The organism is Pseudazoarcus sp. NS20, assembly GCF_059703745.1.
The window spans coordinates 637,131-653,162 of the sequence record NZ_BAAKIY010000001.1 but is presented as its reverse complement, the minus strand read 5'-3'; the positions used below and the strand labels follow the sequence as shown (position 1 = coordinate 653,162).

The following is a 16,032-nucleotide window of genomic DNA, read 5'->3' as shown; positions in this document are numbered from 1 at the left end:
TCAGCGTCCGGTCACCGGTTCCATCAACAAGGCTTCGAAGGCCACGGCGGCGTGGCTCACCGGGCGCTGCGGCAAGCGCATGCGGTAGAGCTGGCGTTGCAGCATGCCCTTTTGCGGCAGGATGCGGCGCACGCGCCCGAGCGCCAGTTGATCGCGCGCGCAGATGCGCGGCACCAGACCCAGCCCGCCGCCAGCCGCCACGGTCTGCACGATGGCCTCGTTGCTGCCGACTTCGATGATGCGCGGCGCGGTGATGCCCAGGCCGGCGAGGATGGAATCGGTCGCCTCGCGGCTGCCCGAGCCTTGTTCGCGCACGATCCAGAGTTGTTCGGCGAGCGCGGCCGGGGCGATCACGTCGTCGTCCGGTAGCGGGTGCTCGCGCGATGCGATCACCACCATCTCTTCCTCGCGCCACGGCCGCGTCTCGAAACGCGCATCGGGCACCGGCCCTTCGACCAGCGCCACGTCGATGCCGCATTCGAGCAGGTCTTCCACGATGTGGGCGGTGTTGGCGCTGACCACGCGCAGCGCGATGCCGGGGTAGCGCTCGTGGAATTTCGCCACATACGGCGGCAGCCAGTAGGTGGCGATGGTGGTGCTGGCGCCGATGGTGAGCTGGCCGCGGTCGAGCGCGCCGAACGAGCGAATGGCCTCGTCGGCCTCGCGTTCGAGCGCGAAGATGCTGCGCCCGTAGTCGTAAAGCATGCGGCCCGGCTCGGTGAGCGTGAACGAGCGCCCCTGGCGCTCCAGCAACACGGTGTCGAGCTGGTTCTCCAGCTCGCGCACGGCCTTGGACGTGGCGGGCTGGCTGATGTCGAGCGCTTCGGCCGCGCGCGAGAAGCCTTGCGCCTCGACCACCGCCACATAGACGCGCAACAGATTCAGGTTCATACATAACCTCAGGTAATGCGCACGTAACTTACATCATATTTGTGCATGCAAACGAGGCGCCTATCGTGATTGAACTTTCAGTCATATCAATATGCGCCAATGAGCATAAACGCCACCCTGCCGCAGCATGGAGTCCGCCTCGGGCTCGTCGGCAGCCTTGCCATCAGTCTGGCCGCCGCAGTGCTGGCCGGCCTGCCCGGTATGGCCGCCAGCGGGCTGGGCTGGTTGCCGCTGGCACTGGCACTGGGCATTGCGGTGGGCAATCTGTGGCCGACGCTGCCGCTGCGCGGCGCGGCCGGCATTGCAGTGGCGCGCGGTCGGCTGATGCGCTGGGGCATTGCGCTGTACGGTCTGCACGTGGGCGCCGACGCGCTGGCTTCGGTGGGCTGGAGCGGGCCGCTGATGGCCCTGCTGATCGTGGCCTCGACGCTCACGCTGGCCGTAATTGGCGGGCGCCTGCTCGGCATTCATCGTGACCTCGCGCTGCTGCTCGGCTCGGGCAGCGCGATCTGCGGGGCGGCCGCCATTGCCGCCACCGATTCAGTGCTTGAAGCACCTGCCCAACACGTCGCCGCAGCCATAGCAGCCATCGTGGTCTTCGGCACGCTGGGCATGGTGCTGCTGCCGCTGCTGTATCCGCTGAACTGGCTGTCCGAGGCCGGCTTCGGCTTGTGGATCGGCCTGTCTGTACATGAACTGGGCCATGTCGTGGCCGCCGCTGCGGCCATCGGCGAGCAGGCCACTTCCACCGCCCTCGTCGAAAAAATGCTGCGCGTGATGCTGCTGGCCCCGGCCGTGGTGGGCGTTGCGCTGTATGCGGGGCGCCGTGACGGGCGCCGCGGGCTGTGTGTGCCGCCGTTCATGTGGGGCTTCATCGCCGCCATCGCCTTGAATGCCAGTAGCGTGCTGCCGCCGGCCGTGCATCAAGCCGGCGCCTTTGCCGCGCAGGCGCTGCTGGCCATCGGGCTGGCGGCACTGGGCGCCAACACGCGCTTCGGCGATGTGCGCCGTGCCGGTGCGCGGGTATGGCTGCTGGCCGCCGCGCTGTGGGTGCATCTGCTGCTCGGCAGCCTGCTGCTGATCATGTGGCTGGCGCCATGACTATGCCCCGCAGCAGTGCTCGCCTTCCATTGCACGCACGCCAGCGGGGCGCTCCGACCGGCACGTGTCGCGCGGCCACGCCGCGCATCGCCCGCCACTAGCGAGATCCACCATGTATTCCGACCCACGCGCAACGTGGCGCATTCCTTGCTCGAATAAACCTGTCATGACAGGTGGCGCCCTGCTGCGGGCCGCCGACCGTCTGCGGGAGGATTCCAATGTTCGAACTGTCGGCCGTTTCACACGCCTTTGCGGCGCTCGATGCCTGGACCTGGCTGGTGATCTCTTTGGCGGCCGCGCTGGGTGGCGTGCTGCGCGGGCTGACCGGATTCGGCGCGGCGCTGGCCATGGCGCCCTTGCTCGCACGCGTGCTCTCGCCCCACGAAACACTGGCGCTGGTGACCGTGCTGTGCGCGCTGCCGCTGGGGCCGACGCTGTCACGCCGCGCCATCTGGACGGCGGATGGCAGCGTGCTGCGGCCGATGTTACTGGCCGCCATGCTCGGGCTGCCGGCCGGCATCTGGTTGATCAGCCTGCTGCCGGCACAGGCTTTTCGCACGCTGGTGGGCGTATCGGTGATCGTCAGTGCCTTTGCCTTGCTTGCGGGGCTGCGCTTTCCGCGCCGCGCCAGTTCTGCGGCCTCGCTGGGGGTGGGTGTGCTGAGCGGCGTGATGACCGCCTTCGGGGGCATCGGCGGGCCGCCAGCCATTCTGTATGTGCTGGGGGTGGAGCGGGACCCGGTGCGCATCCGCGCCAATTTCATCGTGTATTTCGCCTGCCTGTATCCGATGGCCTTTGCGGTGCTGGCACTGCTCGGCGTGCTGACGCTGCCCTTGCTGTTGCTCGGCTTGCTGCTGGCGCCACTGTTCCACGCGGGGTGTCTGCTGGGCGCGGGCGTGTTCGGACGCATGAACAAACGTCTCTTCCGCCCGCTGGTGCTGGTGCTGCTGTTCACCTCGGGCGCACTGGCCGCGTGGCCACAGAACTGAGCGCCGGCGATGCACACGAAGCGCGCATCGGCGCAGTGCAGCGCACATCCGCAGTGCAGCAATTTTTTCCACTCGTCTTTCGACTGACTTTCATAAGTCAATATTTTCGTTTGTAAACAATGAACTCAATAGACGTGCTGCATCGCGCCATAACTGGCACCGTCTTTGCTAGATAGAACTCGTCATAACAGGTTTTAACGGGAACGTACTCATGGCCCCACAAGGCAAGCTTGTCGTCGCACCGAATGCACCCGCAGGCAGTGATCTCATCGCGCCGCTTTCACCGGTGCCGCTGCATGCGCAGATTCGCGAAATCCTGCGCCGCCGCATCCTGGATGGCAGCTACGCACCGCATTCGCAGATGCCTTCGGAGAGCCAGATGATGGCGAGCTTCAGCGTCAGTCGCATCACCATCCGCCAGGCGCTGGGCGACCTGCAGAAAGAGGGGCTGATCTTCAAGGTGATGGGCAAGGGCAGCTTCGTCGCCAAGCCCAAGGCCTTTCAGAACCTGTCTCGCCTGCAGGGCTTCGGCGAGGCCATGACGCCCTCGGGCTACGAGACCTACTCCATGCTGCTTTCCTCCCGCGAGGTGGATGCCAGCCTGGTGGTGGCGCAGCGCCTGCACGTCAAGCCGGGCACCACCGTGTTCGAGATCCAGCGCCTGCGTTACCTCAACCGCGAGCCGATCTCGGTGGATGTCTCGTACTTCCCGCTCGAACTCGGCCGCCGGCTGGCGCAGGAAGACCTCGCCACCCGCGACATCTTCGCCATCCTCGAAAACGACCTCGGCCACAACCTGACGCACGCCGACGTGCAGATCGAGGCGATTGCCGCCGACGAGTCGCTGGCCCGCCATCTCGACGTGGAAGAAGCCTCGCCGCTGCTGCGCATCGAGCGCATGACCTGGGCCGGCGACGTGCCCATCGATTTCGAGTTTCTGTACTACCGCGGTGACGCCTTCCAGTACCGCCTGCGCATCGACCGAAGCTGAGCGACTGCAGATATGCAAAGCACAAAGCCTTGGTTCCCGCACGACACCTCGCCCGCCAGACTGCCGGGCGCCGCAACCCTGAAGGAGAAGTCATGAAACGTATCGATCTGGAATTCGACCTCGTCGTCATCGGCGGCGGCACGGGCGGCCCGATGGCCGCAGTCAAGGCCAAGGAGCGCGACCCCAAGCTGCGCGTGCTGCTCATCGACAAGGCCAACGTCAAACGCAGCGGCGCGATCTCGATGGGCATGGACGGCCTCAACAACGCCGTCATCCCCGGCCACGCCACGCCCGAGCAGTACGTCAAGGAGATCACCATCGCCAACGACGGCATCGTGGACCAGGAGGCGGTGATGGCCTACGCCACCGGCAGCTTCGACATGATCAACGAGCTCGACCGCTGGGGCGTGAAGTTCGAGAAGGATGAAACCGGCGACTATGCCGTGCGCAAGGTGCACCACCTCGGCAGCTACGTGCTGCCGATGCCGGAAGGCCACCACATGAAGCGCATCCTGTACCGCCAGCTCAAACGCCACCGCGTCGAGATCACCAACCGCGTGGTGGTCACCCGCGTGCTCACCGGCGCCAACGGTGAAGTCACCGGCGTGATGGGCTTCGACTGCCGCACCGCCGATTTGTATGTCATCCGCTGCAAGGCGGCGGTGATCAGCACCGGCGCCGCCGGGCGCATCGGCCTGCCGGCCTCGGGCTATCTGATGGGCACCTACGAGAACCCCACCAACTGCGGTGACGGCCACGCCATGGCGTACCACGCCGGCGCTGACCTCGCGAACCTCGAGTGCTTCCAGATCAACCCGCTGATCAAGGATTACAACGGCCCGGCCTGTGCCTACGTGACCGGCCCCTTCGGCGGCTTCACCTCCAACGCCAAGGGCGAGCGCTTCATCGAGTGCGATTACTGGAGCGGCCAGATGATGCTCGAGTTCTACAACGAACTGCAGAGCGGCAACGGCCCGGTGTTTCTCAAGCTCGACCACCTTGCCGAAGAGACCATCGGCGAGATCGAGCACATCCTGCACACCAACGAGCGCCCCAGCCGCGGCCGCTTCCACGAGAAGCGCGGCAACGACTACCGCAAGCAGATGATCGAGATGCACATCTCCGAGATCGGATTCTGCAGCGGCCACAGCGCCTCGGGCATCCACATCAACGCGCGCGGCGAGACCTCGGTGAAAGGCCTGTACGCCGCCGGCGACTGCGCCAGCGTGCCGCACAACTACATGCTCGGCGCCTTCGTGTATGGGCGGCTGTGCGGCATCAACGCCGCCGAATACTGCAGCGGCACCGGTGAAGGCGCACTCAACGAAGACGCGGTGGCGAAGGAAGCCGCACGCATCGAGGCACCGCTGCTGCGCAGCGACGGCCTGACGCCGTTCCAGATCGAATACAAGACGCGCCGCCTGGTGAACGACTACCTGCAGCCGCCCAAGATCACGCGCAAGTACGAGATCGCGCTGCGCCGCTTCGACGAGATCCGCGAGGACGCCGAAGTCATGCACGCGGCCAACCCGCACGAGCTGATGCGCGCGATGGAAGCACACTCGATCATCGACTGCGCCGAGATGGCGGCACGCGCCTCGCTGTTCCGCACCGAGAGCCGCTGGGGCCTGTACCACCTCAACCTCGACCACCCGCAGCGCGACGACGACAACTGGTTCTGCCACGCACTGCTGAGCAAGGGCGACAACGGCGAGATGGCCATGCGCAAGAAGGCGATCGAGCCCTACGTCGTGCAGATCGACGAGGAAGAACGCTCCGCCTACGAACGTCTGCGCGTCGCCCCGACGCCGCAGGCCGCCTGACCCCACCCCGCGACAGAGGAAACCGAAATGACACTCGCAACCACCATCACGCAGACCCCGGTCTCGGTCGACGAAGGCAAATGCATCGCCGAGAAGGGCTGCACCGTATGCGTCGACGTCTGTCCGCTCGACGTGCTCGCCATCGATCTGGTCAGGAAGAAGGCCTTCATGCAGTTCGATGAATGCTGGTACTGCCTGCCGTGCGAGACCGACTGCCCCACCGGCGCGGTGAAGGTCGACATCCCCTACCTGCTGCGCTGAGAGGACGACCATGGACATACTCGCCCTCTCCATCGCAGAGCGCCTCACCCACGCCGACGCTGAAGTGCGCCGGCTGGCGGTGATCGACCTGCCGTATTCCGACGAAGACGACATCGTGCCGCTGCTGCTGCCGCGCCTGGCCGACAACGACGCCTCGGTGCGCACCGAAGCCATCCGCGCGCTGGAAGGTTACGAAGAGCCGGAAGTGGTCACCGCGCTGGCGCCCATGCTGCTCGACGCCGATGCCGACGTGCGTGCCGCCGCCGGCGAAGTGATGGCCGAGTGGAAAGAAGCCGACTCGGCCCCGCCGCTGATTCCGCTGCTCGGCCACGCAGACGCCGAAGTGCGCATGCTGGCGCTGCGCGCGGTGCGTGCCCTGCGCGTGCCGGAAGCCTTTGAGCCGGCCATGACGGCATTGCACGACGTCGATGCCAGCGTGCGCCGCGAAGCCGTCGGCGTGCTTGGCTACCTGCGTCGTGACGAAGCCGTGGGCGCGCTAGCCGAAGTGGCCGCACGCGATGCCGACCCCGAAGTACGCCGCATCGCCATCGGCGCGATGGGCTACTCCAGCGCCGTCAGCGTGATGCCCTCGCTCACCCGCGCGCTGGCCGACACCTCGTGGATGGTGCGCGAGGAAGCCGCTCAAACCCTGGGCAAGCTGCGCCTGGCCATCGCCATCCCCGAGCTGGTGCGCGTGATGGCCGACGAGTACTGGCAAGTGCGCGTGAAAGCCGCACGCAGCCTGGGCTGGCTCAAGGCCGAGGCCGGTGTGCCAGCGCTCATCGAGTCGCTCGGCCACTCGATCAGCAACCTGCGCAAGGAATCGGCCATCGCGCTCGGCGAAATCGCCGACCCGCGCGCCGTGCCCGCGCTGGAGGCTGCCGCCAACGATTCCGACCCGGATGTGCGCAAGCTCTCGCGGCTTGCGCTGACCGCCATCGCGGTCACCGCCAAGTGAGGTGATGTCATGACATTCGTCGTTACCGAAGCCTGCGTGCGCTGCAAATACACCGACTGTGTCGCCGTCTGTCCGGTCGAGTGCTTCCACGAAGGCCCCAACTTTCTGGTCATCAACCCCGAGGTATGCATCGACTGCGGGCTGTGCGTGCCGGAGTGCCCGATCGGCGCCATCTACGCCGAAGCCGACGTGCCGGACGACCAGCAGGATTTCATCGAGATCAACGCCCGCCTCAGCCTCGAATGGCCGCTCATCGAGGAGCAGCAGGAGCCCCTGCCCGATGCCGAGGAGTGGGCCGAGGTGAAAGACAAGCGACAGTACCTCGAATCCGGAGAAACCGCCTGACGCGGCCCGCCCCAAAAAGGCGATCACGCAGGCATCAGCAGCACCCGAGTCATCCCGAAAGCCCAAACCCCAACGGAAAAGGATGCACATCATGAAGTCAGCAAGGAAGTCGGAAACCCCCGTTCGCTCACGACTGCGGCACTTCGCCATGGCCATCGCCATCGCCGGCTGTGCCCTGCCGGCCTTCGCGCAGAAGGTCGTGACCATCGGCATCGGCACGCAGAACACCACCACCAACACCGTCACTGGCGGCATCGTCATCCAGCAGCTCGGCCTGCTCGAGAAGCACCTGCCGAAAGACGGCAAGTACAAGGACATCCAGTTCAAGCTGGAGTGGCAGAACTTCACCTCCGGCCCGCCGGTGACCAACGGCATGGTCGCCAACACGCTGCAGATCGGCATGATGGGCGACTACCCGCTGCTGGTGAATGGCGCCACCTTCCAGCATTCGCGCGAGACCAGGAGCCGCCTCATCGCGCTCATCGCCTACAACGCCGACGGTGCCGGCAACGGCGTGGTGGTGCATGAGGACTCGCCGTACTACGAGCTGTCCGACCTCAAGGGCAAGAAGGTGTCGGTGCCCTTCGGCTCCGCCGCGCACGGCATGCTGCTCAAGGCACTGGAAGATCACGGCTGGACGGCCGACGATTTCCAGCTCTCCAGCCAGAGTCCGGAAGTGGGCACCTCCAGCCTGCAAGAAAAACGCATCGACGCGCACGCCGATTTCGTGCCCTTCGCCGAGCTTCTGCCCTACCGCGGTTTCGCGCGCAAGGTGTTCGACGGCGTGGAAACCAACCAGCCGACCTTCCACGGCGTGGTGGTGCGCGAAGACTTCGCCAAGGAATACCCGGAGGTCGTCGTCGCCTACCTGAAGGCGCTGCTCGAAGCCAACGCCTGGGTGCAGAGAGACCCGGTCGCGGCCGCTGCCAAGATCGAGGAATGGACACGCATCGAGAAAGAGGTGGCTTACATCTTCCTCGGACCGGGCGGCATCCACACGCTTGACGCCACCATCAAGCCGAAATGGATCGAGGCCACCAAATACAACCACGGTGTGCTCGAGCGCATGGGCCGCGTGAAAGAGTTCGACGCCGACGCCTGGGCCGACGAGAGCTACATCCGCAAGGCCTTTTCCGAGATGGGCATGGACTACGACCAGCGCAAGGCGAGCTTCGAGAACTACGAGATTGCGGGCACCGACCCCCTTTGCGGTGGCGCCATCGAGGCACCACGCAAAGGCGGCGAGGTCTGGATTTCCGGAGACGGCGTAAGCGCCTACAAGTCGGTGGCCTGCACGCTGGCCGCTGTCAAAAAGGCCGGCAGCGACGGCAAGAAAGTCGGCGTGGCCTACGTTTTCGACGAAGCGCTCGAGATCAAGCTGTTTGCCGATAAGGCGTTTTACTCGGTGAAAGGCGACGAGATCGTGCCCTTCCTGCTGAAGAAGGATGCCGAAGCCCACGCCGCCAAGAACGGCGGCAAGCTGGCGAGCTACGAAGAAGCGCTGGCGGCGGCGAAGGCCGGAGGCTGAACCATGGGAACCGCACTGTCCATGCGCGACACGGACGCTCAGGCGGATGGGGCGGTTCCCGCCCCGCCCGTCGGTGCTAAGCCGACGCGCGCAACCGTACTCGAATTTCCGCCAGCACGGCCGGTGGCAACCCTGCGGCGCCCCTCGCTCACCGGCAGCCGGCTGGGCAGCACGGTGCTGGGCCTGACGTCCATCCTGCTGCTGGTCGGGCTGTGGTATCTCGCCACCGAATACCGCTGGGACTTCTACATCCGCTTCACCAACATCCCCAGCCCCGGTGAGGTGTACCACGAAGCCCTGCGCCTGTCGGGGGACCCGCGCTTTTTCACCAACATCACCACCAGCCTGCGCCGCATCCTCATCGGCTTTGCCTTCGCCACCGTCGTCGGGGTCGCGCTCGGCCTGCTGATCGGGCGCTACGCACTGCTGCGCGGCCTGTTGTTTCCCGCCATGGAAGTCATCCGGCCGATTCCGGCAATCGCCTGGGTGCCGATGTCGATCATGCTGTGGCCCACCACCGAGTCGAGCATCATCTTCATCACCTTCCTCGGCTCGTTCTTCCCGATCCTGCTCAACACCATCCACGGCGTGACCTCGGTGGACCCGGTGCTGGTGCGCGCGGCGCGCTGCCTGGGCGCGGGCGAACGGGCGCTGCTCGGTCAGGTGATCCTGCCCGCCGCGCTGCCGCACGTCTTCACCGGGCTGGCGGTCGGCATGGGCGTGGCCTGGGTTTCGCTGATCGCGGCGGAAATGATCTCGGGCCAGTTCGGCGTCGGCTACTTCACGTGGGAGGCCTACTCCCTCATCGAGTATCCCAACATCGTCATCGGCATGATCGTCATCGGCGTGCTCGGCCTGGTGTGCAGCGGCGCCATCCGCATGCTCGCGCGCCTGCTGATGCCGTGGCAGGCCATCGGCGGCAAGGAGAGCGGAAAATGAACGCACCCAAACACTCCGGGGGCACCCGGGGCCACATCCAGATCGACGACTGCGTGGTGCGCTTCACGCAGAACGGCAAGCCGCTCGACGCCGTCAGCGGCGTGTCGATCGACGTCAAACCGGGCGAATTCGTGTGCATTGTCGGTCCGTCGGGCTGCGGCAAATCCACGCTACTCAACATTGTCGCCGGCTTCCTCGAGCCCACCGAAGGCTCGGCCCGCGTCGACGGGCAGGCGATTCGTGGCCCCAGCGCCGATCGCGGCGTGGTGTTCCAGCAGTACTCGCTGTTCCCGTGGCTGTCGGTGCGCCAGAACGTCGAATTCGGGCTGAAGATGCAGGGCGTGAGCCGCCGCGCGCGTGAATCCCGCGCGCGTACCCTGCTGGGGCTGGCCGGCCTGCTGGCCTTCGAGAACCACTACCCCGATCAACTCTCCGGCGGCATGAAACAGCGTGTGGGCATCGTGCGAGCGCTGGCCACCAGCCCGCAGGTGCTGCTGATGGACGAGCCCTTCGGCGCGCTCGATTCGCAGACCCGCGTGGTGATGCAGGAGATCCTCACCAACATGTGGGAGCAGCTCAAGCTGTCGGTGATGTTCATCACCCACGACATCGAAGAGTCGATCTTCCTGTCGGACAAGGTCTATGTGATGACCGCACGGCCGGGCCGCATCAAGGCGGAGATTCCGATCAACCTGCCGCGACCGCGCACCGCCGCGATGACCTCGTCCCCCGAGTTTCTGGCGCTGCACCGCCAATTGAAAGAGCTCATCCGCGAAGAAAGCCTGGCCGCCATGGGTGGCGAGCTGAAAGAGGGCGGGCTCGGCCAGCATAACTGGCACCTCGGCACCGAAGGCGTGGGGGCGGCATGACAAACGAGGCTCCCATCGAAATCACCGACCTGCGCAACTCAGGCGTATTGCGCGTGCGCTGGAGCGACGGCCTGCAGGCCGACCTGCCCCACAGCCTGCTGCGCCGCCGCTGCCGCTGCGCTGCATGCACCCAAGCCCTGCGCAGCGGCACGCCCGTCGAGGCCACCGCAGATCTGCGCATCGCCGCCATTGCCCCCATCGGCGAGCGTGGCCTGAACTTCGTGTTCAGCGACGGCCACGGGCGCGGCATCTATCCGTGGGCCTATCTGCGGGAGCTGGGCGAAAGCAGCGTTTCTGCAGCAGGCATCTGACCCGCTGCAGCTCTCCGCCTACGCCGCCTTGCGTTTGCGCGCGGCCTTGGGGTCCGCCTTGAGGGCTCGGTAGATTTCGATGCGGTCACGGGCACGCACACGGCTGTCGAGATCGACCAGACGGGCGTGGATGCCCACCCGGTTGCTCACGCCGAGATCAAGCTCGGGGTGGCGCTCGAGAATGCCAGAAGCCTCGATGGCGTCGCGCACGCAACTGCCCTCGGTCACACGCAGGCTGACGCGCTCATGGCGATGCGGGTGGGCATACATGACTTCCACGTCGATCAGATCCATCTTCTTCTCCACGGTCGAAAACTCATATAAGTTCATTATAAACAAATACTTATTTAATTTATCGACATTTTTAGACGCGATCAGAAGCGACCTTTCAAGCGTGAGCGACGCCACAGCAAGGTGCCGACACGCGACAACGCCAGCACCTGGAGAAACAGCAAGGCCGCCCCGACGCCCTCTCCGAGCAGGCCGGGTGGCCCGAGCAGCATGCTGATGCAATCCACGCCGACAGAGATCAGCGCGTAGGCCGAGGCGAAGCGCGGGCTGATCCACGAAATCAGCAGCAGCCAAACGAACATCGCCAGCGCCACCGAGAACAGTTCGATGGCACGCGCGAACATCACCGGCTCGTAGAGCACTTCCCAGCGCACGGCGGCGGTGGCCGAGGCCAGCACGATGAGCGCCAGCACCGGCGGCCATCGGGTGGGCAGACCGGTCGCGGGATGGCGGAGGGTAAGCAGCAACCAGACATGTGAGAACAGGGCACGCATGCTGGTCGCGGCTCCGTTCAGTGAGGCGCCATTTCGGCCTCAAGCCGATGTTTGACGTCGTCCGGCGAGCCGGTATTGCGGGCCAGCAGACTGTAGAAGAGCGGAATGACGAACAGCGTCAGCACGGTGGACACCGCGACACCGAACAACACCACCACGCCGATCACCTGCCGCGTCTCTGCGCCGGCACCGGAGGCCAGGATCAGCGGGATCGAGCCAGCGACGGTGGTGATGCCAGTCATCACGATGGGCCGCAGGCGGATCACTGAGGCCTCAATCAGCGCATCATCGAAGGGCTTGCCTTCGTCTCGCAACTGGTTGGCGAACTCGACGATGAGAATGCCGTTCTTGGCCGCCAGCCCGATCAGCATCACCAAGCCGATCTGGCTGTACAGGTTGAGCGTCATGCCGGTGAGCCACAGCCCCAGCAAGCCGCCACCCACCGCCACAGGCACGCCGAGGATGATGACCAGCGGATGCACCCAGCTTTCGAACTGCGCCGCGAGCACCAGGAACACCACCACCAAACCCAGCACGAAGATGAACCCCATCGAGCCGCTGGCCGTCATGTAGTCGCGCGACTGGCCCTTGTAGTCGATCACGGCGGTTTCGGGCAGCACCTGACGGGCGAGGGTTTCGAGGTGTTCGAGTGCCGGCCCGAGCGCCAGATCGTCAGCGAGCGAGGCCGAGATGGTGATGGCACGCACGCGGTTGTAGCGATTGAGCGAGGTCGAATCGGCGAAATTCTCAAACTGCACGACGTTGGACAGCGGAATCAATTCGCCCGTGCGGTCGGAGCGCACGTAGAGGTTCTCCAGCGCGTCGGGGCTGCGCTGGCTGTCGCGCTCACCTTCGACGATCACGTCGTACTCGCGACCGTTGTCGATGTAGGTGGTGATGCGGCGCGAGCCGAGCATGGTTTCGAGCGTGCGCCCGATGTTGCTGACGGTCACCCCCAGCTCGGCAGCGCGCGCATAGTCGATGAGCACTTCGAGCTGCGGCTGGGTCTCCTTGTAATCCCAGTCGATGCCGATCAGGCCGGGGTTGTCGGCCTCGAGACGTTCGAGCAGCAGATCACGCCACTGCGCAAGCTCTTGGTAGGTGCCGGCGCCGCCGATGACGAATTGCACCGGCGCCTGCGTGGCACTGCCGAAGCCCTGACGCATCACCGTCACGAAACGGATGCCGGTCAGGTCGGCCAGGTCGGCGCGGATGTCGGCCATGATCTCATTGGCCGGGCGTCGGCGGCTCCAGTCGTCCAGCACCACCACTGCAAGACCGCTGTTGAAGATCGGCAAGGCCTCCCGTTCTCGCGGCGAGCGCACCAGAAGACGGGTGATTTCGCCGCTCTCGGTGTAGGGCAGCAAGCGCTTTTCGACCTCGTTCATGTAGCTTTCCATGACCGAGTAGCTTGCCCCTTCGGGGCCATTCACCAGTACGAAGAAGGTGCCGCGGTCTTCGCGCGGCGCGTACTCTGAATCGAGCTGGGTGTAGATCAAGCCCACCAGACCGAACAACACAACGAACACGCCCAGCGCAAGCCAGCGCGCGCGCATTACCCCGCGCAGCGCACGCGCATACCCGCGCCGCATGGCGTTCACCGTACGATCCACGGTCACCACGAGACGGCTGCGGTCGTCGCGCGGGCGCAGCAGTTTGGACGCCAGCATCGCCGACACCGACAGTGCCACGAAGCTGGAAAACGCCACGGCCGCCGCCATGGTCAGCGCGAACTCGGAGAACAGGCGGCCGATGTCGCCTTGCAGGAAGGTGATGGGCACGAACACCGAGATCAGCACCAGCGTGGTGGAAATCACCGCAAAGGCCACCTGACGCGTGCCGCGAAAGGCCGCCACCAACGCCGATTCACCGTAGTCGTCCATGCGCCTTCGGATGTTCTCGAGCACGATGATGCCGTCATCCACCACCAGACCGATGGCCAGCACCAAGGCCAACAGGGTGAGCAAATTGACCGAAAAGCCGAACAACGCAAGCGCCGAGAACGTGGCCACGAGCGACACCGGCACGGCCACCGCGGGCACCAGAATGGCGCGCACGCTGCCGAGGAACAGGAAAATGGTGAGGATCACCAGCACCGTGGCGATCGCCAGCGTGCTGTACACCTCTTTCACCGCGCCATCGATGAAGACCGATGAATCGAAACTCGGCAGGATGGACATGCCCTCGGGCAAGGTCTTGTTGATGGCCTCGATATCGGCCCGCACGGAGTTGGCCACCTCCAGCGTGTTGGCGGTGGACTGCTTGATCACGCCGAGGCCGATCATAGGCTCGCCGTTGCCGCGGAACAGCGTGCGATCCTCGACCGTGCCACGCAACACCCGCGCCACATCACCCAGCCGCACGAGGTGACCATCATCGCCGCGCGCCAGCACCAGGCCGGCAAAATCGCGGTCGGTCATGAATTCACGCTGCACGCGCACCGAAAACTGACGCGTGTCGGACTCGATGCTTCCGGCCGGCAGCTCGACGTTTTCGGCGCGCAAAGCGCGCTCCACATCGGCCACCGTAAGCTGCCGCGCAGCCAGGGCATTGCGATCCAGCCACACACGCATGGCGTAGCTGCGCGCGCCACCCAAGCGGATGCTGGCCACGCCCTCGATGACCGACAGGCGGTCCACCAGATAGCGCTCGGCGTAGTCGGTGAGCTCGGGCACGCTGTGCTGCGTGCTGGCGAGGTTCCACCACACGATCACGTCGGCGTTGGCATCCACACGCTCGATACGCGGGGCTTCGATCTCGTCGGGCAACTGGTTGAGCACGCGCGACACGGCATCGCGCACGTCGTTGGCGGCGGCCTCGATGTCGCGGCTGATGCGAAAACGCATGGTGATGTTGGATTCACCGTCGCGGCTGCGCGACTCGATGTACTCGATGCCCTCGATACCGGCGATGCTGTCTTCCAGACGTTCGGTGACCTGCGTCTCGATCACGCCGGCTGCCGCGCCCGGATACAGCGTGCGGATGGACACCACCGGCGGGTCGATGTCGGGGTATTCGCGCAAAGGCAATTGCTGGAAGGACACGAGTCCGAAGATCACCAGCAGGATGGCCATCACCGATGCAAAGACCGGGCGCTTGACCGAGACATCGGAGAGGATCATTTGTCGGCGCTCCCGGCATCTCGCGTGAGCAGCTCTGATAACGGCCGGCTGCCGTCATCCACCCCCAGCACGTGCACGCGGTCGCCATGCGCCAAACGGAAAGCGCCGTGGGTGACGACCTGTTCATCGCCCGCAAGCCCCTCGACGATCTCGACCGCGCCCTTCACGCGCGTGCCGATATGCACCTCGACGCGCTCGGCCACCTTCGCATCATCCCCACCGCGCACCACGAACACCGAATGCTCGCGTCCACGCGTCACCAAGGCCTCTTCGGGCACCATCAGCGCATCGCGCTCCACCGCGCGGATCACCAGCGTCATCAGCATGCCGGGGCGCAGCTTGCGCTCGGGGTTGGCCACCTGCGCGCGCACACGGAAGGCACGCGTCACAGGGTCTACCTCGTTCGAGATGCTCGCCACCTCGCCGGTGAACACTTCGCCGGGAAAGGCGCGGCTGGCCGCCTCGATGCGCTGACCGGTGGCCACCGTGGCGAGGAACACCTCCGGCACGGTGAAATCGAGCTTCATCACCGAATCATCGTGAATGCTCGTCACCACCGCACCGGGCGTGAGCAGCGAGCCCACCGACACGTTGCGCAAGCCGACGATCCCGTCGAACGGCGCCACGATCTGACGGTCGCGCACGCGCGCCTGCGTGGCGTCCAAGCGCGCCTGCGCGGTGTCCAGCTCACGCTTGCGCTGATCGAGCAGCGATGCTGAAGCCGTACCGCGCTTGGCCAGATCCTGCACCCGCTCGTACTGGCGACGCGCCTCGGCCACCGCCGCACGGGCCTCCGAACGCTCGGCGAATTGCTCGCCGCTGTTCATCACCACCAGCACATCGCCGGCCTTCACGCGCTGGCCGTCGTTGAAGCGGATCTCGGTGATGGTGTCGGTGGTGCTGGCCGTAAGCTGGGCCGACTCGTTGGCGCGCAGCGTGCCGATGGCCTCGATGGAGTCAGCCAGGCGCATCTGACGCACCGGCGAGACGATGATCTGCAGCCCCCCCGCCACTTGCGCCAGCGCCGGAAACGACAAGCTCAGCGCCAGCAGGGCCGGCAGAAAGAATTTACGCGAAGGGTGCATCGAAGACCGCCGTGAAAGTGTGCCGAAACTCCGG

The 16,032-nt window shown here is 65.5% G+C and carries 16 protein-coding genes; 11 read left to right on the top strand and 5 right to left on the bottom strand.

Annotated features, from left to right (window positions below; genetic code table 11):
* Complete coding sequence (locus AC6H0W_RS03145; protein ID WP_497575660.1) at positions 1 to 891, bottom strand: LysR family transcriptional regulator; 891 nt, start codon at positions 889 to 891, stop codon at positions 1 to 3.
* A 99-nt stretch (positions 892 to 990) separates the two neighbouring features.
* Here AC6H0W_RS03145 and AC6H0W_RS03140 point away from each other — a divergent pair, with 99 nt between their 5' ends.
* The 11 genes from AC6H0W_RS03140 to AC6H0W_RS03090 all read left to right on the top strand — a co-directional run bounded on the left by AC6H0W_RS03140 (position 991) and on the right by AC6H0W_RS03090 (position 11,006).
* Positions 991 to 1,992, top strand: coding sequence for a YeiH family protein (locus AC6H0W_RS03140; protein WP_497575659.1), 1,002 nt, complete (start codon positions 991 to 993; stop codon positions 1,990 to 1,992).
* A 218-nt stretch (positions 1,993 to 2,210) separates the two neighbouring features.
* The gene (locus tag AC6H0W_RS03135; RefSeq protein ID WP_497575658.1) at positions 2,211 to 2,981 is read left to right on the top strand and encodes a TSUP family transporter; all 771 of its coding nucleotides are present in this window, start codon (positions 2,211 to 2,213) and stop codon (positions 2,979 to 2,981) included.
* 211 nt (positions 2,982 to 3,192) lie between these two features.
* Complete coding sequence (locus AC6H0W_RS03130) at positions 3,193 to 3,972, top strand: GntR family transcriptional regulator (protein ID WP_497575657.1); 780 nt, start codon at positions 3,193 to 3,195, stop codon at positions 3,970 to 3,972.
* Between the two features lie 92 nt (positions 3,973 to 4,064).
* Positions 4,065 to 5,795: a fumarate reductase/succinate dehydrogenase flavoprotein subunit gene (locus tag AC6H0W_RS03125; RefSeq protein ID WP_497575656.1), complete on the top strand. Its 1,731-nt coding sequence runs from the start codon at positions 4,065 to 4,067 to the stop codon at positions 5,793 to 5,795.
* A 27-nt stretch (positions 5,796 to 5,822) separates the two neighbouring features.
* Complete coding sequence (locus AC6H0W_RS03120) at positions 5,823 to 6,056, top strand: 4Fe-4S dicluster domain-containing protein (protein ID WP_497575655.1); 234 nt, start codon at positions 5,823 to 5,825, stop codon at positions 6,054 to 6,056.
* Between the two features lie 10 nt (positions 6,057 to 6,066).
* Entirely contained in the window at positions 6,067 to 7,014 is a 948-nt protein-coding gene (locus AC6H0W_RS03115) for a HEAT repeat domain-containing protein (protein ID WP_497575654.1), read from the top strand.
* A 9-nt stretch (positions 7,015 to 7,023) separates the two neighbouring features.
* The gene (gene fdxA, locus AC6H0W_RS03110; protein WP_497575653.1) at positions 7,024 to 7,359 is read left to right on the top strand and encodes a ferredoxin FdxA; all 336 of its coding nucleotides are present in this window, start codon (positions 7,024 to 7,026) and stop codon (positions 7,357 to 7,359) included.
* 91 nt (positions 7,360 to 7,450) lie between these two features.
* Positions 7,451 to 8,887, top strand: a complete 1,437-nt coding sequence (locus tag AC6H0W_RS03105; protein ID WP_497575652.1) for an ABC transporter substrate-binding protein — start codon at positions 7,451 to 7,453, stop codon at positions 8,885 to 8,887.
* A 3-nt stretch (positions 8,888 to 8,890) separates the two neighbouring features.
* Entirely contained in the window at positions 8,891 to 9,826 is a 936-nt protein-coding gene (locus AC6H0W_RS03100) for an ABC transporter permease (RefSeq protein WP_497575651.1), read from the top strand.
* Positions 9,823 to 10,695 carry an ABC transporter ATP-binding protein gene (locus AC6H0W_RS03095; protein WP_497575650.1) on the top strand — a complete coding sequence of 291 codons (873 nt, stop codon included), beginning with the start codon at positions 9,823 to 9,825 and terminating at the stop codon, positions 10,693 to 10,695. Before AC6H0W_RS03100 ends, AC6H0W_RS03095 begins: the two co-directional genes overlap by 4 nt.
* Entirely contained in the window at positions 10,692 to 11,006 is a 315-nt protein-coding gene (locus AC6H0W_RS03090; protein ID WP_497575649.1) for a DUF971 domain-containing protein, read from the top strand. Before AC6H0W_RS03095 ends, AC6H0W_RS03090 begins: the two co-directional genes overlap by 4 nt.
* A gap of 18 nt (positions 11,007 to 11,024) precedes the next feature.
* Here AC6H0W_RS03090 and AC6H0W_RS03085 read toward each other — a convergent pair whose 3' ends face one another.
* The 4 genes from AC6H0W_RS03085 to AC6H0W_RS03070 all read right to left on the bottom strand — a co-directional run bounded on the left by AC6H0W_RS03085 (position 11,025) and on the right by AC6H0W_RS03070 (position 15,998).
* Positions 11,025 to 11,300 (bottom strand): RnfH family protein, encoded by a 276-nt coding sequence (locus tag AC6H0W_RS03085; protein WP_497575648.1) that lies wholly within the window; start codon positions 11,298 to 11,300, stop codon positions 11,025 to 11,027.
* A gap of 80 nt (positions 11,301 to 11,380) precedes the next feature.
* The gene (locus tag AC6H0W_RS03080) at positions 11,381 to 11,791 is read right to left on the bottom strand and encodes a hypothetical protein (protein WP_497575647.1); all 411 of its coding nucleotides are present in this window, start codon (positions 11,789 to 11,791) and stop codon (positions 11,381 to 11,383) included.
* A gap of 17 nt (positions 11,792 to 11,808) precedes the next feature.
* Entirely contained in the window at positions 11,809 to 14,913 is a 3,105-nt protein-coding gene (locus AC6H0W_RS03075; protein ID WP_497575646.1) for an efflux RND transporter permease subunit, read from the bottom strand.
* Positions 14,910 to 15,998, bottom strand: coding sequence for an efflux RND transporter periplasmic adaptor subunit (locus AC6H0W_RS03070; protein WP_497575645.1), 1,089 nt, complete (start codon positions 15,996 to 15,998; stop codon positions 14,910 to 14,912). Before AC6H0W_RS03070 ends, AC6H0W_RS03075 begins: the two co-directional genes overlap by 4 nt.
* Positions 15,999 to 16,032 lie beyond the last annotated feature (34 nt).